Source organism: Synechococcus sp. Minos11 (genome assembly GCF_014279855.1).
Lineage (GTDB): Bacteria > Cyanobacteriota > Cyanobacteriia > PCC-6307 > Cyanobiaceae > RCC307.
Genome location: NZ_CP047953.1, coordinates 299,366 through 316,613, shown reverse-complemented (window position 1 = coordinate 316,613; position 17,248 = coordinate 299,366). Strand labels below are relative to the sequence as shown.

The 17,248-nt window shown below is 62.4% G+C and carries 22 protein-coding genes; 11 read left to right on the top strand and 11 right to left on the bottom strand.

The annotated features are described in order from the left end of the window. The first annotated feature begins 34 nt into the window (after positions 1–34). A complete protein-coding gene (gene rimO / locus SynMINOS11_RS01570; protein WP_043737672.1) occupies positions 35–1,414 on the top strand; it encodes a 30S ribosomal protein S12 methylthiotransferase RimO in 1,380 nt (459 codons plus the stop codon). Then, entirely contained in the window at positions 1,411–2,637 is a 1,227-nt protein-coding gene (locus SynMINOS11_RS01565) for an MFS transporter (protein WP_186549411.1), read from the top strand. The genes rimO and SynMINOS11_RS01565 overlap by 4 nt, the downstream gene beginning before the upstream one ends. Positions 2,638–2,639: 2 nt before the next feature. Here the strand turns inward: SynMINOS11_RS01565 and petL are convergent, their stop codons facing one another. Further along, positions 2,640–2,732 (bottom strand): cytochrome b6-f complex subunit PetL, encoded by a 93-nt coding sequence (gene petL, locus SynMINOS11_RS01560; protein WP_043736458.1) that lies wholly within the window; start codon positions 2,730–2,732, stop codon positions 2,640–2,642. 108 nt (positions 2,733–2,840) lie between these two features. Here petL and SynMINOS11_RS01555 point away from each other — a divergent pair, with 108 nt between their 5' ends. Then, positions 2,841–4,400, top strand: a complete 1,560-nt coding sequence (locus tag SynMINOS11_RS01555) for a B12-binding domain-containing radical SAM protein (protein ID WP_011934715.1) — start codon at positions 2,841–2,843, stop codon at positions 4,398–4,400. Between the two features lies 1 nt (position 4,401). Here the strand turns inward: SynMINOS11_RS01555 and SynMINOS11_RS01550 are convergent, their stop codons facing one another. Continuing rightward, complete coding sequence (locus SynMINOS11_RS01550) at positions 4,402–4,788, bottom strand: DUF4346 domain-containing protein (RefSeq protein ID WP_011934714.1); 387 nt, start codon at positions 4,786–4,788, stop codon at positions 4,402–4,404. Between the two features lie 13 nt (positions 4,789–4,801). Continuing rightward, entirely contained in the window at positions 4,802–6,022 is a 1,221-nt protein-coding gene (locus SynMINOS11_RS01545) for a GNAT family N-acetyltransferase (protein ID WP_255445439.1), read from the bottom strand. Between the two features lie 87 nt (positions 6,023–6,109). Between SynMINOS11_RS01545 and SynMINOS11_RS01540 the strand changes: the two genes are divergently transcribed. Further along, positions 6,110–6,457 carry a hypothetical protein gene (locus SynMINOS11_RS01540; RefSeq protein WP_011934712.1) on the top strand — a complete coding sequence of 116 codons (348 nt, stop codon included), beginning with the start codon at positions 6,110–6,112 and terminating at the stop codon, positions 6,455–6,457. Here the strand turns inward: SynMINOS11_RS01540 and SynMINOS11_RS01535 are convergent. After that, positions 6,436–7,086 carry a RibD family protein gene (locus tag SynMINOS11_RS01535; protein WP_186549409.1) on the bottom strand — a complete coding sequence of 217 codons (651 nt, stop codon included), beginning with the start codon at positions 7,084–7,086 and terminating at the stop codon, positions 6,436–6,438. The two genes, SynMINOS11_RS01540 and SynMINOS11_RS01535, sit on opposite strands and share 22 nt — an antisense overlap. After that, a complete protein-coding gene (locus SynMINOS11_RS01530) occupies positions 7,083–7,988 on the bottom strand; it encodes a 6-pyruvoyl trahydropterin synthase family protein (RefSeq protein ID WP_186549407.1) in 906 nt (301 codons plus the stop codon). The genes SynMINOS11_RS01535 and SynMINOS11_RS01530 overlap by 4 nt, the downstream gene beginning before the upstream one ends. Positions 7,989–8,002: 14 nt before the next feature. Between SynMINOS11_RS01530 and SynMINOS11_RS01525 the strand changes: the two genes are divergently transcribed. After that, positions 8,003–8,584, top strand: coding sequence for a shikimate kinase (locus SynMINOS11_RS01525; protein WP_186549405.1), 582 nt, complete (start codon positions 8,003–8,005; stop codon positions 8,582–8,584). Here the strand turns inward: SynMINOS11_RS01525 and SynMINOS11_RS01520 are convergent. Beyond that, on the bottom strand, positions 8,577–9,251 hold the full coding sequence (locus SynMINOS11_RS01520; RefSeq protein ID WP_186549403.1) for a 2OG-Fe(II) oxygenase: 675 nt from the start codon (positions 9,249–9,251) through the stop codon (positions 8,577–8,579). The two genes, SynMINOS11_RS01525 and SynMINOS11_RS01520, sit on opposite strands and share 8 nt — an antisense overlap. A gap of 60 nt (positions 9,252–9,311) precedes the next feature. Next, the gene (locus SynMINOS11_RS01515) at positions 9,312–9,566 is read right to left on the bottom strand and encodes a chlororespiratory reduction protein 7 (RefSeq protein WP_043736453.1); all 255 of its coding nucleotides are present in this window, start codon (positions 9,564–9,566) and stop codon (positions 9,312–9,314) included. Between SynMINOS11_RS01515 and SynMINOS11_RS01510 the strand changes: the two genes are divergently transcribed. The 3 genes from SynMINOS11_RS01510 (at position 9,565) to kdsB (ending at position 11,779) form a co-directional block, all read left to right on the top strand. Then, complete coding sequence (locus tag SynMINOS11_RS01510; RefSeq protein ID WP_186549401.1) at positions 9,565–10,203, top strand: DUF6816 family protein; 639 nt, start codon at positions 9,565–9,567, stop codon at positions 10,201–10,203. The genes SynMINOS11_RS01515 and SynMINOS11_RS01510 overlap by 2 nt on opposite strands. Positions 10,204–10,292: 89 nt before the next feature. After that, a complete protein-coding gene (locus SynMINOS11_RS01505; RefSeq protein ID WP_186549399.1) occupies positions 10,293–10,994 on the top strand; it encodes a glycosyltransferase in 702 nt (233 codons plus the stop codon). Next, positions 10,991–11,779 carry a 3-deoxy-manno-octulosonate cytidylyltransferase gene (gene kdsB, locus SynMINOS11_RS01500; RefSeq protein WP_186549397.1) on the top strand — a complete coding sequence of 263 codons (789 nt, stop codon included), beginning with the start codon at positions 10,991–10,993 and terminating at the stop codon, positions 11,777–11,779. Before SynMINOS11_RS01505 ends, kdsB begins: the two co-directional genes overlap by 4 nt. Here kdsB and SynMINOS11_RS01495 read toward each other — a convergent pair. The 4 genes from SynMINOS11_RS01495 to SynMINOS11_RS01480 all read right to left on the bottom strand — a co-directional run bounded on the left by SynMINOS11_RS01495 (position 11,767) and on the right by SynMINOS11_RS01480 (position 14,985). Next, positions 11,767–12,300, bottom strand: coding sequence for a KdsC family phosphatase (locus SynMINOS11_RS01495; protein ID WP_186549395.1), 534 nt, complete (start codon positions 12,298–12,300; stop codon positions 11,767–11,769). The genes kdsB and SynMINOS11_RS01495 overlap by 13 nt on opposite strands. Then, positions 12,297–13,133 (bottom strand): 3-deoxy-8-phosphooctulonate synthase, encoded by an 837-nt coding sequence (kdsA, locus tag SynMINOS11_RS01490; RefSeq protein WP_186549393.1) that lies wholly within the window; start codon positions 13,131–13,133, stop codon positions 12,297–12,299. The genes SynMINOS11_RS01495 and kdsA overlap by 4 nt, the downstream gene beginning before the upstream one ends. After that, the gene (locus SynMINOS11_RS01485; protein WP_186549391.1) at positions 13,130–14,155 is read right to left on the bottom strand and encodes a KpsF/GutQ family sugar-phosphate isomerase; all 1,026 of its coding nucleotides are present in this window, start codon (positions 14,153–14,155) and stop codon (positions 13,130–13,132) included. Before SynMINOS11_RS01485 ends, kdsA begins: the two co-directional genes overlap by 4 nt. A 77-nt stretch (positions 14,156–14,232) precedes the next feature. Next, positions 14,233–14,985, bottom strand: coding sequence for a glutathione S-transferase family protein (locus SynMINOS11_RS01480; RefSeq protein WP_186549389.1), 753 nt, complete (start codon positions 14,983–14,985; stop codon positions 14,233–14,235). A gap of 55 nt (positions 14,986–15,040) precedes the next feature. Here SynMINOS11_RS01480 and SynMINOS11_RS01475 point away from each other — a divergent pair, with 55 nt between their 5' ends. From SynMINOS11_RS01475 to SynMINOS11_RS01465, 3 genes are read left to right on the top strand one after another with little or no spacing between them, the layout of a single operon-like run. Next, positions 15,041–15,247, top strand: coding sequence for a DUF751 family protein (locus tag SynMINOS11_RS01475; protein WP_043736450.1), 207 nt, complete (start codon positions 15,041–15,043; stop codon positions 15,245–15,247). 3 nt (positions 15,248–15,250) lie between these two features. Continuing rightward, on the top strand, positions 15,251–15,646 hold the full coding sequence (gene rbfA, locus SynMINOS11_RS01470; RefSeq protein ID WP_011934699.1) for a 30S ribosome-binding factor RbfA: 396 nt from the start codon (positions 15,251–15,253) through the stop codon (positions 15,644–15,646). Further along, positions 15,643–17,202, top strand: coding sequence for a glycoside hydrolase family 3 N-terminal domain-containing protein (locus SynMINOS11_RS01465; RefSeq protein ID WP_186549387.1), 1,560 nt, complete (start codon positions 15,643–15,645; stop codon positions 17,200–17,202). The genes rbfA and SynMINOS11_RS01465 overlap by 4 nt, the downstream gene beginning before the upstream one ends. The last annotated feature ends 46 nt before the right edge of the window (positions 17,203–17,248 follow it).

Sequence of the window (17,248 nt, the reverse complement as noted above, 5' to 3'; positions counted from 1 at the left end):
AAGGTTTACGTTGAACTGTTGGGCTGATGCTGCCATGGCTTCCACAGCAACCACCGCCCGGCCCACGGTGGCCTTTGCCCACCTGGGCTGCGAAAAAAACCGCGTCGACACCGAGCACATGCTGGGCCTGTTGGCACAAGCGGGCTACGGAGTCAGCGCCGATGAAGCCGATGCCCAAGTGGTGGTGGTCAACACCTGCTCGTTTATTCAGGACGCCCGCGCTGAATCGGTGCGCACCCTGGTGGACCTCGCCGAGCAGGGCAAGCAGATCGTGATTGCCGGCTGCCTAGCGCAGCATTTCCAAGAGGAGCTCCTGGAATCGCTGCCGGAGGCCCGCGCCATCGTTGGAACTGGCGATTACCAACACATCGTTGAAGTGCTCGAGCAGGTGGAGGCCGGCGAGCGGGTGAACCGGGTGAGCCAGGTGCCCACCTTTGTTGCTGATGAAAACCTGCCCCGCTACCGCACCACCTCCGAGGCGGTGGCCTATCTAAAAGTGGCGGAAGGCTGCGACTACCGCTGCGCCTTCTGCATCATTCCCAAGTTGCGCGGTGATCAGCGCTCACGGCCCATCGAATCGATCGTGGCCGAGGCCCAACAACTGGCGGCCCAGGGGGTGAAGGAGCTGATCTTGATCAGCCAAATCACCACCAACTACGGACTCGACCTTTACGGCAAACCCCAGCTGGCTGAACTGTTGCGGGCCCTAGGCGAGGTGGAAATCCCCTGGATTCGGGTGCACTACGCCTACCCCACAGGCCTAACCCCCGAGGTATTGGCGGCGTACCGCGAGGTGCCCAACGTGCTGCCCTACCTGGATCTGCCCTTGCAGCACAGCCACCCGGAGGTGCTCCGGGCCATGAATCGGCCCTGGCAAGAGGGGGTGAATGGCCAATTGCTGCAGCGCATCCGAGAGCAGCTGCCCGATGCGGTGCTGCGCACCACCTTCATCGTTGGCTACCCGGGTGAAACCGAAGAGCAGTTCGAGCACCTGCTGGAGTTTGTGCAAGAGCAGCGCTTTGACCATGTGGGCGTGTTCTGCTTCTCACCGGAAGACGGCACCCCAGCTGCCGACCTTCCCAATGCCGTGCCCGCAGAGGTGGCTGAAGCCCGCCGCGGCCGGTTGATGGAAGCCCAGCAGGCCATCAGCGCCGAGCGCAATGGGGCCTGGGTGGGACGCATCGTTGATGTGTTGGTGGAGCAGGAAAACCCAAGCAGCGGGGAGCTGATTGGCCGCTGCCTGCGCTTTGCCCCGGATGTGGATGGAGAGGTGCGGATTCGAGCTGGCAGCCACGGAGCCGCGGCCAGCGCTGGCACCATGGTTCCAGTGCGGATCACCGCAGCCGACATCTACGACTTGGAAGGAGAAGTGGTGGGAGCCCAAGAAATGGTTGATGCCGTGCGGCATTCGTGAGGCAAGCCCGCTTCAGCCTCCCTGCTCAACGCAATCTGTTCCTGCTGGCCTCCGGGCTCAGCACGATGGGCTCCTTTGCCGGCCTAACGGCCAAAGGCTGGGTGCTGATGAGCGGCACCAACAACCCGTTGATCGTGGCCCTGCAATTCGCAGTTCTGGCCCTACCCACCCTGGTGGTGAGCGGGCCTGCCGGAGTGCTCACCGATCGCCATGGCTGCGAGCGGGTGTTGGTTTGGGCTCAATTCGGACTCCTAGGCGGAGCGCTCGTTGGAGCCCTGGCTATGCCCCTCACTTCAGGGGCGCTGCAGGCCGCACTGCTACTGCTCAGCACCCTGCTGGTGGGGATCGCCAGTGCATATGAGCTCACCGCCCGCAACAAGTACTGCGCCTTGCTGGTGCAACACCCCGGCGAACTCGGCAGTTATTTGACCAGCTTTTCGGTGGTCTTCAACGTGGGCAAATTGGTGGGCCCGCCGGTGGGAGGGCTGTTGGTGGCCCTAACGGGCCCATCGCTGGCGCTGCTGCTTGATGCCAGCACCTACATCCTGCCGATCGTGAGTGTGGTGTGGCTGCTGGAGCCCTTGCGGGAGCAGGAGCAGCGCAGCCAGCAAGGCGAAAGCGCCAGCCTCTGGGCCGCCTGGCGCGGCTGCGGAGCCGACCTACGCCATGTGCTGCGCTTCACCGCCTTGTTCTGCCTGGTGGGCTTTTTTCACCCTGGCTTAGCCCCAGTGATGGCGGCGGATTTCATCGGGCCCGGCCCTCAGGATCTGGGCCTGTTCACCAGTGTGTTGGCCGCAGGCAGCATCACCGGTGGCGTGCTGCTGCAACGCAATAGCTTTCGGCTCAGCCAACGGCCCGCCTTCCTGCTCGGCAGCAGTGCCCTGCTGACCTCATTAGCTCAGCTGGGCCTGGGCATCGACGGGCCCAGGGCTTGGACCCTGGCGATGGCCTTTTTGATTGGCTGGGGAACAGCAGTGCTGCTCTCAGGCACCAACCTGATCACCCAAGTGGGAGCCTCCCAAGTGCTGCGCGGACGCATGGCAGGACTGGGGCAAATTGCATTTTTGGGCGGCGGCGGCCTCAGTGGGCTACTCGCTGCCGGTTTAACGATGCGCTGGGGCCTTGGTGCCACCTGCGCGGTGCTGGGCGCTATCGGCCTGGTGATTGCCGTCCAAGAGCTCATCAGGCACAGTCAAGACCGGCTGACCTTGGCATCTGATTGAGCTCAGATCAGCTTGATCCCCTTCAGCAGACGGGTCAGCACCACAGCGGTGACCAGGAATCCGCCAACCCAGGTGAGATAAAGGGCGATGCCCATGGCCGCTTGTGTCAGTGGGGGTATTAGAGCAGATGTGGCGTTTCCTACGACGAAACCGATTAGGGTTTGCCACATTCAGGCGATAGCGCCACCGCAACGTCACCGGGCATGCGCACCCTGTTCATCTACCCCGAATTCCCCAAGACCTTCTGGAGCTACGAGAAGATCTTGGAGCTGGTGAACCGCAAGGTGCTGCTGCCCCCCCTTGGCATGGTCACCGTGGCGGCCCTGCTGCCCCAGCAGTGGGAGATGAAGCTGGTGGACCGCAATGTGCGTGAGGTCACCGAAGCCGAATGGAACTGGGCTGAGCTGGTGATCATTTCCGGAATGATCGTCCAGAAGGACGACATGGCCGTGCAAATTGCCAACGCCAAAGAGCGTGGTTTGCCTGTGGCCGTTGGCGGCCCCTTCGCCAGCTCCACTCCCGATGCACCTGAGCTGGACCTGGCTGATTTCAAGGTGCTCGATGAGGGTGAAATCACCCTGCCGATGTTCATCGAAGCCATCGAGCGCGGCGAGCGCAGCGGACGCTTCTCCTCGGAAGGCGAAAAGCCCGATGTGACGGCAACCCCGATTCCCCGCTTCGATCTGCTTCAGCTCGATGCCTACGACTCGATGAGCGTGCAGTTCTCCCGGGGCTGCCCATTCAATTGCGAGTTCTGCGACATCATCGTGCTCTACGGCCGCAAACCACGCACCAAGACTCCCGAGCAACTCGTTGCCGAGTTGCAATACCTCTACGACTTGGGTTGGCGCCGTTCGATCTTCCTGGTCGACGACAACTTCATCGGCAACAAGCGCAACGCCAAGTTGCTGCTGCCCGAAATTCGCAAGTGGCAAGAAGAGCGCGGCTACCCCTTCAGCTTTGCCACCGAAGCTTCAGTTGACCTCGCCGACGACGAGGAGATGATGCGAATGATGGCCGATTGCCGTTTTGAAAGCGTCTTCCTCGGGATTGAAACCCCAGATGAAGCGAGTCTGGAAACCGCCCGCAAGGTGCAAAACACCCGCAACCCCCTCGATGCTGCGGTCGACCGCATTACGGCCAATGGCATTCGCGTGATGGCGGGCTTCATCATCGGCTTCGATGGCGAAAAGAGCGGCGCCGGCGATCGCATCGTTGAGTTCGTCACCCGCACCGGCATTCCAGCGGCAATGATGGGCATGCTTCAGGCCTTGCCCAAAACAGCGCTGTGGGCACGCCTGGAGAAAGAAGGTCGCCTGATCCAAAACGAAGACGCCGCTAAGGGCGTGAACCAGACCAACCTGCTCAACTTCGTTCCAACCAGGCCGATCCGCGAGATCGCCAATGAATACGTAGACGCGTTCTGCGCCTTGTATGAGCCCAATGCCTACATGGATCGGGTGTACTCCTACTACTTGAAGATGGGTGCTCCTCGCTGGAAGGCTGCCGCCAAGCTGCCCACCCTGGTCGACCTCCGCGCGCTCTCGATCGTGGTGTGGCGCCAAGGGATCAAACGCAGCACGCGCTTCCGCTTCTGGCGCTACATGGTGGGTATGGCCATTCACAACCCCGCACTGCTGGAGCAGTTCCTTGTCGTGTTAGCTCACAACGAGCACTTCCAGGAGTACCGCGGTGTGGTGACCCAGGAAATCCAAGAGCAACTTGCTGAGTTGCCGGCCAAGCGCGAACTGCAGCCCGCCTGAGTCAGTCCTGCACGTAGTCGAGGCCCTGCTCGAGGCAGAGCTCCGCTTTTTGCAGCTCACGGCCTAGGTACAAGGCGTGATCCAATCGACTGAGCGGCAAAGGCTCGGCGCTTTCGGTCAGCGCCATGCCCAGCTCTTTGGCGCTGCGGCCGCGGTATTCCGCTGACGCTGCACGTGGGCCACCACCGCGGCAACTGAGCACCTCACCAGTGTCTGGATCGGTGGCAAGCCCCTGGTCATTGATGGCATTGCCGAAGTGCTGGACCACCAGCTCGCCAGCAGCAGCATCCACACGGATCAGAAAATAGCCACTGGGATCGAGCTCGATCGTGCGGTTGGAGTGGGCATCATCCAGCTCGCGGCGCTGCTGGGGCGAGAGCGGTGCCATGACAGGTGGTGGCTCAGCCTTCGATTTTGCCCTGCTCTGGGGCCAGCGGGATCTGGCGGCCGCTAAACGGCAACTCTGCGTTAATCGCCTCCACCTCCTCCAGCTGCTGGGCATTGGCCAATGGCAACCAACGCTTAATCAAGCCGGCGAACTGGGGCTCATACCAGCGGTGCAAGCTGGCATGCGGGCGGGCCACAAAACCGCGGCGGCGCTTGTGGCTACCGCCGGCACCTGGGTCGTAATGGCGAATGCCCTGAGCGATGGCCCATTCAATCGGCGCGTAATAGCAGACCTCGAAGTGGAGATTGTCGATCTCCACCGTTGAACCCCAATACCGGCCCCAGAGGTGATTGCCCTCCCGCACGCAGAGGCTCATGGCGATGGGCTGATGAGGATCCTCCCCGTGGCGATGGGCACTGAACAGCACCAGGTGCTGACGCAACTGCTGAGCCAGTGAGAAGAATTCTTCGGTGAGGTACTTACTGCCCCACATGCCCCAGCGGCGGCAATGGTCTTCATAAAAGCCATGCATGCGCGCCAACAGCTCCGGCGTGATCGCTTCCGCGGCAATGGCGCTCACCTGCAGGCCCGCTTGCTGCACGGCCTTGCGTTCGCGGCGGATATTGCGGCGTTGGTTGGCGTTAAAGCTGGCGAGGTAGTCCTCAAAGCTGCCGTAACCGGGATTGCTCCACAGGCTCTGCTGATTGAGCCAGGCGGAGCAGCCAGCGGCTTCGGCGTGGGGCCGCCAAGCCGGATCGACATAGAGGAAGTTGCAACTCAACAGTTGGTTGCGCTCGCAAAAGCGATCGATCAAGCGCAGCATCAACGCAGTGCAAGCGCCCTCCTCTTCACTGCTGGCGATGAAGAAGCGATAGCCCAAGATCGGGCTCAATGGGCTCATGCCCAGCAGCTTGGGGTAGTAGCGCAGGCCCAACTGTCCAGCGAGTTGAGCGAAGGATTGATCAAAGACGAACTCGCCGTAGCTATGGCCTTTGACGTAGAGCGGCGCCACCGCAATCAGCCGTTGCTCGCGCCACAGGCTGAGGTGGCAAGCCTGCCAGCCCTGGGAGGGAACAATGCTTCCGGAGCGCTCCAAGGCTTCCAGCCAAGCCCAGCGGTAGAACGGCAGTCCAGCGGAGGCCACCAGAGCATCCCAAGCCTGCTCAGGAATCTCGGCAAGCTGCTTATGCCAGCGCGCCTCCAAGGCCTCAGCGGAGTGATCGGACTCGCTCACAGTGGGGCTGGAGTTGCTGCAAAACCTAATCAGGCCATCGCACGGCTGGGGAGTGCTGCAGGCTGAGGTCACACCCGCAACGGCTCGATGCTGCTGCCCTTACTGATCCTGGCTCAAACCAGCACGCCGACCGAAGACCTGTTGATGGTGCTGCGGCCGCAGCTGGAGCTGCAGATGACGCGGGAATGCGAAAAAGCCGTCAACAGCCCTGACGGCAGCTTCTTGAATCTGCGCAGCATCTGCTCAGAGATCTCACAACCCGCCAGCGTTTGCCTGGTGGAGGAGATCAGCCAGCAAGGCAGCTTGGCCCAAGTGGCCCGTGAAGCTCTTGAAGGCAGCCTGGGGCCCGCCAGCTTGGGTGTGGCTTCGGCCTGCATCGAACGGCTGATGCAAAGCGCCAAGCCGGTGTGGGATCAGGAGTTCCCCTTGCGCTGATAGCGCAGCAGCACCTCCCCATCGCCTAAGGAGCGCTGCTCCTGCAGCAACCAGCGATCAGCCTGGGGCTGTGCGGAAGGCGGCAGCCAGCTGTGTTCACCGCCCAGCACCAGCGGGCAGATGGTGAGCTGCAGCTCATCGACGAGATCCTCTTGAAGCAAGGCCCCAGCCAGCTGGGCCCCACCCAACAGCAGCACGCGTTGATGCCCCTCGGTGTTGAGTTGGGCCAGCAAGCCCTGCCAACTCTCCAAAGCAAGCTGGCGCGCAAACCCAGCAGGCGGCGCCGCCAACAGCGGCGCTGAGCTCAGCCACCAGAGCTGCAAGGGCTGGGCCCAAAGGCGCCAAGCGGGATCAAAGCCCACTGGAGTGGCCTGGCGGCTGGCAATCAGCAAAGGCGGTTGCAGCGACTGTCCGCGGGACTGGCGCTGCTGCTGCAACTCAGGGCGATGAATCAAACAGCTGCAGCCGTGGGCCCGCACGGTGCCGGCACCCACCACCGCGACATCAGCCCAGGCCAGGGCCTCCTCAAGCACGCAGCGATCACCGGCGCCACCCAATTGGGCAGCTCCGCCTGCAGGGGGTGCCAGCCGGCCATCGAGGCTGACCGCCAGAACCAGGCGCAGCGTCACACCTGGGCGGGTTCGGCGTAGATCTCAGCGGCGTTGTTGGGGCTCTCCTGCAGGCGGATCTTGTGCAGTGAGGCACCCAGATCAGCGATCGGCGCCTTGAGCCGATCAGCGATGTGCAGAGCGATGTTTTCAGCCGTGGGCACGCAGCTGGCGAAAAACGGCACGTCCTTGTTGAGGAACGTGTGATCGAAGGGCTCGAGCACTTCGTCATCGAGCAGCTTCTGCAGGGCAGCCAGATCACAAACCATGCCGCTACGGGGATCGATCTGGCCGCGCACCGTCACATCGAGCAGGTAGTTGTGGCCATGGCCATGGGGCCGGGCGCACTTGCCATAGATGGTTTCGTTTTCGCTCTGGCTCAGCTCCTCACGGGCCAAGCGGTGGGCCGCCGCAAAGTGTCCGCGAATGGTGAGGAAGGCTTCCATGTCATTGCCGAAGTAATCGGCCCAGAGGGTGGATTGTTCAAACAGGCGCAGGCTGCGCAGGGGCAGATGCGCTGATAGGCGCTGCCAAATGGCATACAGCAACCACTCGGTGGTGGGCAAAGCGGCCTGCTGGCTGCCTTCCACATCGAACTCCGGCCAGGTGGTGTTGAGGCAGCGGAAATCCAGCTGCTCGGTCACCTGGGAGCGGATCGCATGCTTCACATCGGACAGGTTGAGCACCATGCCGTTGGCATCGAGCCCGCCTTCCATGGCCACGATCAACTCGTAGTTGTGGCCATGGCCTGGCGCCTGGCTGCAGGGGCCAAAACGCTGCTGATTTTCAGCGGCGCTCAGCTCCGGCAGGGAATAGAGATGGCTCGAACTGAAGGTGGCCCGGCGCGTGATCACGCAGGACCTGCCCTGGCCGTGGGGGGCCGTGGCAGCATGCCCAATCACCTGTGGCGCCAAAATTGTCACAGCTTGTAAAGCGCATGCATCCTACGGATCCATCCCAGCCCCTTGGTGAACGGCTCCAGGGCACGAACCTGTATTTGGTGGGAATGATGGGCAGCGGCAAGAGCACGGTGGGACCGTTGCTGGCCAAGGCCCTGGGCTATCGCTTTCTTGATGCCGATGCGGTGATCAGCCAAGCCGCTGGCTGCAGCATCCCCGAGATTTTTGAGCGCGATGGGGAGGAGGGCTTCCGCCAGCTCGAGAGGCAGGTGCTGCAGCAGCTCAGCCAGTGGCATTCGCTGGTGGTGGCCACCGGCGGCGGCATTGTCACCGTGCCAGCGAACTGGGGCGAACTGCGCCAGGGCGTGGTGATCTGGCTGGATGTGGCTGAAGAGGAGCTGATGCGCCGGCTGCAGGCTGATCCCGGCGGACGGCCGCTGCTGGCTGGAGACGATCCAGCAGGACAACTGCACGGACTCTTAGAGAAACGCCAACCCCTCTATGGGCAAGCCGATCTCCGCGTGAGCGCGCAAGGAGAGGGCGCCAGCGGCATCAGCGAGCGGGTCTTGAGTGAATTACCCAATCTTTTACGCAAACCAGATCTGAATCCCATCAACTAAAGCGGTAATCAGTATCCGTTCTTTTCTGAGCCGATGAATTCGTTGGCGCTGCAGCTGTGTAGTAGTAGAGAGCAATTGAGTTGCGGGCCATACCATCTGGCAACTGCATCGGGTCGGGGTGACCGTGGAATGACGAATCAGTTGTATTGAAAACGACCATGGTGTTGAACTCTGGGAAAATCGCTTGCTCCACACGCAAGCCTTGATCAAGAGAGCGAGCCAAACGAAGATCTCCGCCCCAAGCAGGATCCCAATTGGGATTGAGATAGATCAGAACATTCAGACGGCGGTAGAGCTGAAGCTTGTTGTGCCAGTTGAAGTCTGCATGCATCTTCAAGAAGCCTTGGTTAATCGTTGAATGGATTCCACCGCCGAACAAATAGGGATCAGGGATGAGCGCATCAATACTTGTGAGCTGTTCTAAAAACCCAAGGAATTCAGGAGTGCTGCAGAAATCAATCAAGCCCAATGTTGCTGGCGGCAATTTCGCGCGAGTTCCACAAAAGCGTTTGCCAACCGATCCAAAAAACTTTTTCTCACCATCCCAATTCACAAAAGCATCACACTCCGCGGCAACCTGCCGAAGCATGGATGAATCCCAGTAATCCCTCAAAACAATGTGAGGGAAAGGAGCAGCAGCAGCGAACTCAGCCGCAGCCTGGGCCATCACATCCATTGCCACGCATTCATTGCTCGGGCGGACCTTACGGGCCAACCCCTCAGGCAATCAAGGCTCCAGGCGCACCGCAAACCACTGCACCGTGAGCCCCGGCTCAATCTCCAGCGCACAGGCCGTGTCGATGAGCCATTCCACCTGCTGGGGCAGACCCTCGACAGCAGCGATGTCGGCCGGCAATTGCTTGAGGCGTTGCAGCTGCTCCGCCAACCAGTGACGGGTTTCAGCAGCGCTGAGGATTTGTTCGCCCACGGCTGGATCCAGCACCACGTAATGATCAAGCTCGCGGATGAGGGGATCAGACATGGCCACCAGCCTGCTGGGGCTCATCTTGGCGCTGCTGCTGCCCATCAGTGCAGCGGCCGGCCCCTTGAGCCTGCGGCTAGAGCAATGGCCCAGCTGGCAACTGCCGGCTCCATTGCCGCGTCCAAGCCCTGGTGATGACCTGATCTATCCGGCCTGGTTTGAAGGCGATTGGCAGCTGAGCAGCAGCGATGGCATCAGCGCTGAGGTGCACTTTCAGCGCCGCACTGATGGTGCGGTTGTGGGCACCCGAGCAGCCAACGCCATGGCCATCGGCCGGGCCGTGTTGGGGGATGAGCTGCTGGAGGTGCAGGACGATCCCGGCAATCCGAACCGGCAGCTGGCCCGCTTGAGCGATGACCGCGTCTTGGACACGCGCATCAGTGGCCGGCGCAGCGAAACGCCCAGTCCCAATGCCTTTCTGGCCGACGAACTCAGCCTGCAGTTGCTGCGGCAAGGGGGCGCACCGCCGCGGATCAGCCGCATTGAAACCCTCAGCAGCTACGAGCTGTTGGGCCCCGATCAAATCAGTGGTGAGCAGTGGCAAGCCAGCTACGGCTCACCGGAAGACGGCCTGGCGGGCGCAGCACGCAGCAGCCAGAAGCTCAGCTTGATGTTGGAGCGCATCTCAGCGCCCTAGCAACCCAATGAACTGCACAACATCGGCAGCACAGCGCCGGATCTGCAGCAAGTTGATCAGGTCGGATCAGAACCTCCCATTCGGTTGTGATGCAGCAGCAGCCCATCTCGATCTTCATTGGCATGGACCCGCGCGAGCGGGCCGCCACCAATGTGTTGATCGATTCGCTTGTGGCCACGAGCAGCGCGCCGCTTGCCATCACGCCTCTGGTGACCCCCCAGCTTGAGCAGCAGAAGCTCTATTGGCGCCAACGCGATCCCAAACAAAGCACCGCGTTCTCCTTCACTCGCTTTTTGGTGCCCCAGCTGATGGGCTTTCAGGGCTGGGCGATCTTCATGGACTGCGACATGCTCTGCCGCGCTGACATCAGCGACCTGTGGGCGCTACGCGATGAGCGCTTTGCCGTGATGTGCGTGCAACACGATCACCAACCCACAGAAGCCAGCAAGTTCTTGGGGGAAACCCAAAGCGCCTACCCCAAAAAAAACTGGAGCTCATTAATGCTGCTGAACTGCAGCCGCTGCCACGCACTCACACCTGAATACGTGAACTCAGCAAGCGGGCTTGATCTGCATCGCTTCCATTGGCTCGACGGCGACCATCAGATCGGTGCCCTCCCCAACCGCTGGAATCATTTGGTGGGTGTGCAAGAACCAGCCAGTGAGGAGGCGGCCCTTCTGCATTGGACCCTTGGGGGGCCCTGGTTTCGCGGGCAGCGCAGCATGGGCGGGGCTGTCGCGGCCGAATGGTTTGGCGCCCGTGATGACGCCATGGCCCTGTGGGACGAATGAATCACCCCACCACCGTGGTTGCCATTCCAGCGCGGCTGGAATCCAAGCGACTGCCCCGCAAACTGCTCGCCGATGTGGGCGGCAAGCCTTTGCTACAGCGGGTGCTGGAGCGCTGCCTCGAGGCTCAACACCCAGCTGCTGTTGTGCTCTGCACCGATAGCGAAGAACTCCGCGACAAGGCCAGCCAATGGGCCCTGCCTCGACCTGTGCCTGTGCTGATGACACCAGCGAGCTGCAGCAGCGGCAGCGAACGGCTGGCTTGCGCCCTGCCGGAGCTGTTGGAGGTAGCAGGCTCCAATGACCCAGCCCATTGCTGGGTGCTGAATGTGCAGGGGGATCAACCCTTTGTGGACCCAATGATCATTGACGCCATGGCTGAACGCTGCCGCGAAGCCCGCAGCGATGTGCTGACTCCGGTGTATCGCCTACCTGCTGAGAAGATTCACAACCCAGCAGTGGTGAAGTGCCTGCTGGCCCATGACGGCCGTTGCCTCACGTTTTCGCGTAGCGCGCTGCCCCATGTGCGCGATGTGCCGCCAGAGCAATGGCATGCCCATGCCCCCTACTGGGGCCATGTGGGGATCTATGGCTACCGGGCCGAGGTGTTAGCCCAATGGGAAGCCCTACCTGCCTCACCCTTGGAGGCCATTGAAAAACTGGAGCAACTCAAGCTGCTAGAAGCAGGCATCGCCATTGGCAGCTTCCCGGTGGAGGCGGATTCGCTATCGGTGGACACCGCTGAGCAACTGGAAGAAGCGCGAGCAATCGCAGCTCAATTGCGCTGACGCCAGCCACCGGCAGCGAGCGCGGTCCACTCACCGCGTGCCTTGAGAATCCGCTCGGCGAGCTCGCGAACAGCCCCATGGCCGCCCCGGCGCCGCAACACCAAATCGGCCTGCCGGCGCAACGCCTTGCAGGCATCAGCAGGCGCTGCCATCACGCCCACCTGGGAGCGCACCACCAAGTCGTTGAGGTCATCGCCAATAAAGCCCGTGGCGGCGGGCAACACCTGAAGCTGCTGTTGGAGCTGGCCCAATTGCGCCTGCTTATCGCGCACCTCGGTGAAGCAGTGCTCAATGCCTAAATCCTGGGCGCGGCGCTCAATGGCTCCGCTGCGGCCCCCACTGATCAACGCCAAGGTGATCCCCGCCTGCTGCAAAAGCTTCAATCCCAAGCCATCGCGCACATCAAAGCGGCGCCACACCTGGCCATCGGGGGCATAACTCAAGCCGCCATCGGTGAGGACACCATCCACATCAAGCACCAGCAACTCAAGCCCACGTAGCGACTGACTGAGGCGGCTCACAGGCTGCTCACGGCCTCCGGCTGCGCTGCGGCGGCTGCGCGAATCGCCAACAGCTGCTCCAGCAGAGGTTCGAGGCGATGCAACGGCACCATGTTGGGCCCATCGCTCAGGGCTTGATCGGGGTTGGGGTGGGTCTCGATGAACAGCCCATCAACTCCAACCGCCATGGCGGCGCGGGCCAACGGAGCGACAAACTCGCGCTGCCCGCCCGTGCTGCTGCCGCGGCCCCCGGGCTGTTGCACCGAGTGGGTGGCATCAAAAATCACAGGGCAGCCCTGCTGGCGCAGCTGCGGCAGGCTGCGCATGTCCACCACCAAGGTGTTGTAGCCAAAGCTGGTTCCGCGCTCCGTCAGCCAGAGCTGCTCAGGGCTCTGCAGGCCGGCTTCACGCAACTTGCTCACCACCTGGGCCATGTCCCAGGGGGCAAGGAATTGCCCTTTTTTGACATTCACAACCGAGGCAGCTGCCTCTGGGTTTTGAACGGCGGCAGCTGCGGCCAAAAGCAAATCGGTTTGGCGACATAGGAAGGCAGGAATCTGCAAGACATCCACCACCTGAGCCACCACGGCAGCCTGGTGGCTCTCGTGGATATCGGTCAGCAGCTGCACTCCCAACTCTTGCTTCAGTTGGGCCAGCACCTCAAGGCCCTGCTCCATGCCGGGACCGCGAAAACTGCCTCCTGAACTGCGGTTGGCCTTGTCAAAGCTGGTTTTAAACAGCAAACGGATACCGAGCCGCTCGCTCATGGCCTTGAGTGCGGCGGCCATGTCAAAAACCAGCTCAGGGCTTTCGAGCACACAGGGCCCAGCGATCAAGGTGAACGGGATGCTCATGCCGCCTGCGGAATGTCTGTGGTGGTTCCTGAAGCGCGGCTCAGCCCGGCCTGCACCAGATCATGCAAGCGCAGCAGCCCCACCAACTCCCCACTGGCCGCTTGCACAGGCAACACCGAAATCGACTTACGGCGGTTGCGCTCCATCAGCTCCAAAGCGGCAACGGCCAATTGATTAGGGGCTGCCGTGATGGGATCAGTGGTCATCAAATCGACGGCCTGAATCGCAGCCCAGGCCTGCGGCGAATGGGTTCGCAGCGCGCGGCGCAGGTCGCCATCGGTGATCAGGCCCAACAAGCGCTTGGGCTGATCAGGCTGCTGCACCCACGCGGCCCCAGCCAGAGCGCCGGTGAGCTGGTCCACCACGTCCGCCAATGCAGCATCCGGCGGCAAGGGCGGGCACCTGTCGATGGGCACCATCAAATCCGCGACGCTGAGGGTGAGCTGCCGCCCCAAGGAACCTGCTGGGTGATTCACCGCGAAATCGGCCTGGGTGATGCCCTGCCGCTGCATCCACACCGCCGCCAAGGCATCCCCAATCGCCATCGCCACTGCTGTGCTGGCTGTTGGAGCCAGGTTGAGGGGGCACACCTCACGATCCACGGAGCCATCCAGCACCACTTGAGCGCCCCTGGCCAAGCTGGAATCCAGCCGACCTGTCAGGGCAATGCAGGCGCTACCGCGGCGGTGCAAATGGGGCAGCAACGCCAGCAACTCACTGCTCTCGCCGCTGTTGGAGAGCAATAAAACAACGTCATCGGCACCCACAACCCCGAGATCCCCATGCAGGGCATCGAGGGGATTGAGATAGAGGGCCATTAGGCCAATCGAGGTGAACGTGGCCGCGATCTTGCGGGCCACGATCCCGCTTTTGCCCACACCCGTGACGACCAACTTGGCGCCCTGCTCGCTGCAGTGCTGCAGCAGATCCAAGGCGGCCTCGGCTTGATCGGGCCGCAATTGAGCGGCCGTGTTCAACAACGCCTGGGCTTCCTGCTGCAACACCGGGGCCAGGGGATTCATCGCAGGCCCAGCAAAGAAGACCCGAAATTAAGATGCCCGGAGGCTATTTCGATGTGATCAGCGAGCCCAAGCGCGCCTCACCCCACCGGCATGGCCTCAACCGAAGCCGACGCTTCTGAGCCATCGGGCCGGCGGCCCAGGGTGCGGTAGAGCTCATCGCGCCATTGGAACAGCGGCTCAAATCGGGGCTGATCAGCCACACCGGCCACACCGCGGGAGGCCAGTTGAGGCCCAGCCACAGATGGGAACCGCAGCAAATACAGCTGGGCGGCCACCGCTACATCGGCCACGGTGGGGCGCTCACCCACCAAATAGGGGCGCTGCTCCAACAAGGTGAGCAGCTGCTCGAGGGCAAAGATCAGCGAATCGCGCCCCATGGGCAGCAATTGGCCCACACCACCGAGCAGATCACCTGGCACGGCACCGATCAAATTGCGCAGCAGCGATGGGGTGGCATCGGGCAGCAGAGCGCCGCGAAGCACAGGATCTTCCGCTGCACCCTGCAGGAGTGCCATGCGGGCGGAAGAGGCCAAGGCCGTGTCGGCCCAGTCCTCCAGCAGCAGCACCTCAGCGCGCTGGGCGGCATCACTGGGCAGGAGCGCAGGCTCCGGGTGCTTGGACTCCAAGTGCATCGCGATGGCACTGGAATCGGCAATCAGCTGTTCGCCATCGCGCAGCACCGGCACCTGCCGCTGGCCTGTGAGCTGGAATAGTTCGATCTGCCCCACGCCGGGGGTGACATCGTTGACGCTGTAGCTGAGTCCTTTTGCCGCCAATAACAAGTGCACTTTTTCGCAAAAGGCAGAGTGGCGGAACTGAAAAAGCTCCATGGCAGGCGGGCGAAACAGCGCTTGCCGGCAGAGTAGCCATGGGTTTTGTGAGGTGATGGGAGAGTTTTTCGCCAACGTGACGCGCTATCCGCGTTACTTGATCGCCTTTGGATTGGGTGTGGCCAGCTCGGTGTTCGAGCCTCTTTTGGCGCGCACCCGCAACCCCGTCACCGCCGTTGCGCTGATTGGCGCGCTGATCAGCGGGCTGCTCACGCTCACGCTCGTGCTGCGTGCCATGGTGACTCCAGTGCCGCTGGCATAGGCAATGGCCCATGGGCGACGGGTAGAGCGCGTGGCCTCGATGATTCGCCGGGAGATGAGCGAATTGCTCGTCAATGGCGTGCGTGATGAACGCGTGAACCAAGGCATGGTGAGCATCACCAATGTGGTGGTGGCCGGCGATCTGCAGCACTGCAAGGTGTCGGTGAGCATCTTTGGCAGCGAGAGCGAGCAAGACCAGGCCATGGCTGGCCTGCGCTCGGCAGCTCCCTACCTGCGCGGTGAGCTGAGCCGGCGCCTGAACATGCGCCGCACCCCCGAGCTGGTGTTCCACCACGACAAGGGCTTGGCCCAAGGGGTGGAAGTGCTGGGGCTGCTGAGCAAGCTCGAGGAAGAACGGCAAGAACGCGGCCCGGTGCCCGACGGCAGCGAGGAGATGTGAGCCTGCGCCGCCAGCTGGCCCAGCTGCTGGTGCTCAGGGCCAGTGGCTACGCCCTCGACGGGCAGCGCCGCTACCCGCGCTGGGAACTGAGCAACAACGAACTGCAGCGCGGGCTGGCTGAAGGCGTGGGCGGTGTGATCTTGCTGGGCGGATCAGCAGCTGATCTAGCGCTGCGCTGCCGGCAACTGCAGCGCTGGGCCCAAGGGCCACTGCTGCTCTGCGCCGATGTGGAGGAAGGCGTGGGCCAACGCTTTGATGGCGCCAGTTGGCTGCCGCCACCACTGGGCCTGGCGAAGCTGTGGAAACGCGACCCGACTCAGGCCGAAGAGCTGGTCACGGCCTATGGCCGCTGCACCGCGCTTGAGGCCCGCAGCCTCGGGTTGAACTGGGTGCTTGGGCCGGTCTGCGATGTCAACAACAACCCCGCCAACCCGGTCATCAATGTGCGCGCCTGGGGAGACACAGCTGAGGCCGCCAGCGCTTTGAGCTGCTGCTTTCTCGTGGGACTGCAACGCGAAGGGGTGCTGGGCTGCGCCAAACACTTTCCCGGCCATGGCGATACTGCCAGCGATTCCCATCTGGAACTACCGCTAATCCCCCACGACCTCGAGCGCTTGCAGCGCATTGAGCTGCCGCCGTTTGAAGCCGCCATTGCCGCTGGAGCCGCCAGCGTGATGACCGCGCATCTGTTGCTGCCGGCCTTGGATGCTGAGCGGCCCGCCACCCTCTCCAAGGCAGTGCTCACCGATCTGCTCAGGCAGCAGCTTGGTTTTAACGGGCTTGTGGTGACCGACGCCCTGGTGATGGAAGCCATTGCTGATCGCTATGGCCCTGGGGAAGCTGCCGCCTTGGCATTTGACGCTGGCGCTGATCTGATCTTGATGCCAGCGGATGCGGCAGCGGCCCTTGATGCTCTCGAAGAAGGTTTCAGCAGCGGGCGCTGGCCGATCGAGCGCTTGGAGCAAAGCCTGCAGAGGCGAGAGCAAGCCCTGGTGCAAAGCCAAACAGGCCCAGCCGAGCCAGCGATGGCCATCGAGCAACTGGCCGCCCTACAAAGTCAACACCGCAACCTGCAGCAGCAGCTGCTCACCGCCAGCTTTGAGCACCGAGGCGGGCCACTCGCCAGCGGCGGCGGCGTCAATCTGATCCGCCTTGACAACAGCCTGCAATGCCCGGCTCTGCCCCTCAACGCCCCAGCCCTGATCCGGCCGCAGGCGGCGGGCTGGAGAACCTGGCGCATCGATGATCAAAGCCCGCCCTGGAACCTGCCCGAAGAGAAGGTGTTGCTGCAGCTGTTCGTGCGCGGCAACCCATTCCGCGCTGGCAAAAACAGCAATGAGAACTGGCCTGAGCAAGTGCAGCAGCTGATCCAGCAGGAGCGCCTGGCAGGCCTGGTGGTCTACGGCAGCCCTTACCTCTGGCACGAGCTCCAAGCTCTGCTGCCTGCCGATCTGCCAGCGGCCTACAGCCCCGGCCAAATGCCGGCGGCTCAAGCCATGGCCTTGGCCCAACTGGGGTTGGTGGGTCATGCCCATGAGGGCGGTTTTACCGACTGAGGCACTCCAGGAGATGCCGCTTAATCTCTGGGGCGATTTAGTAACC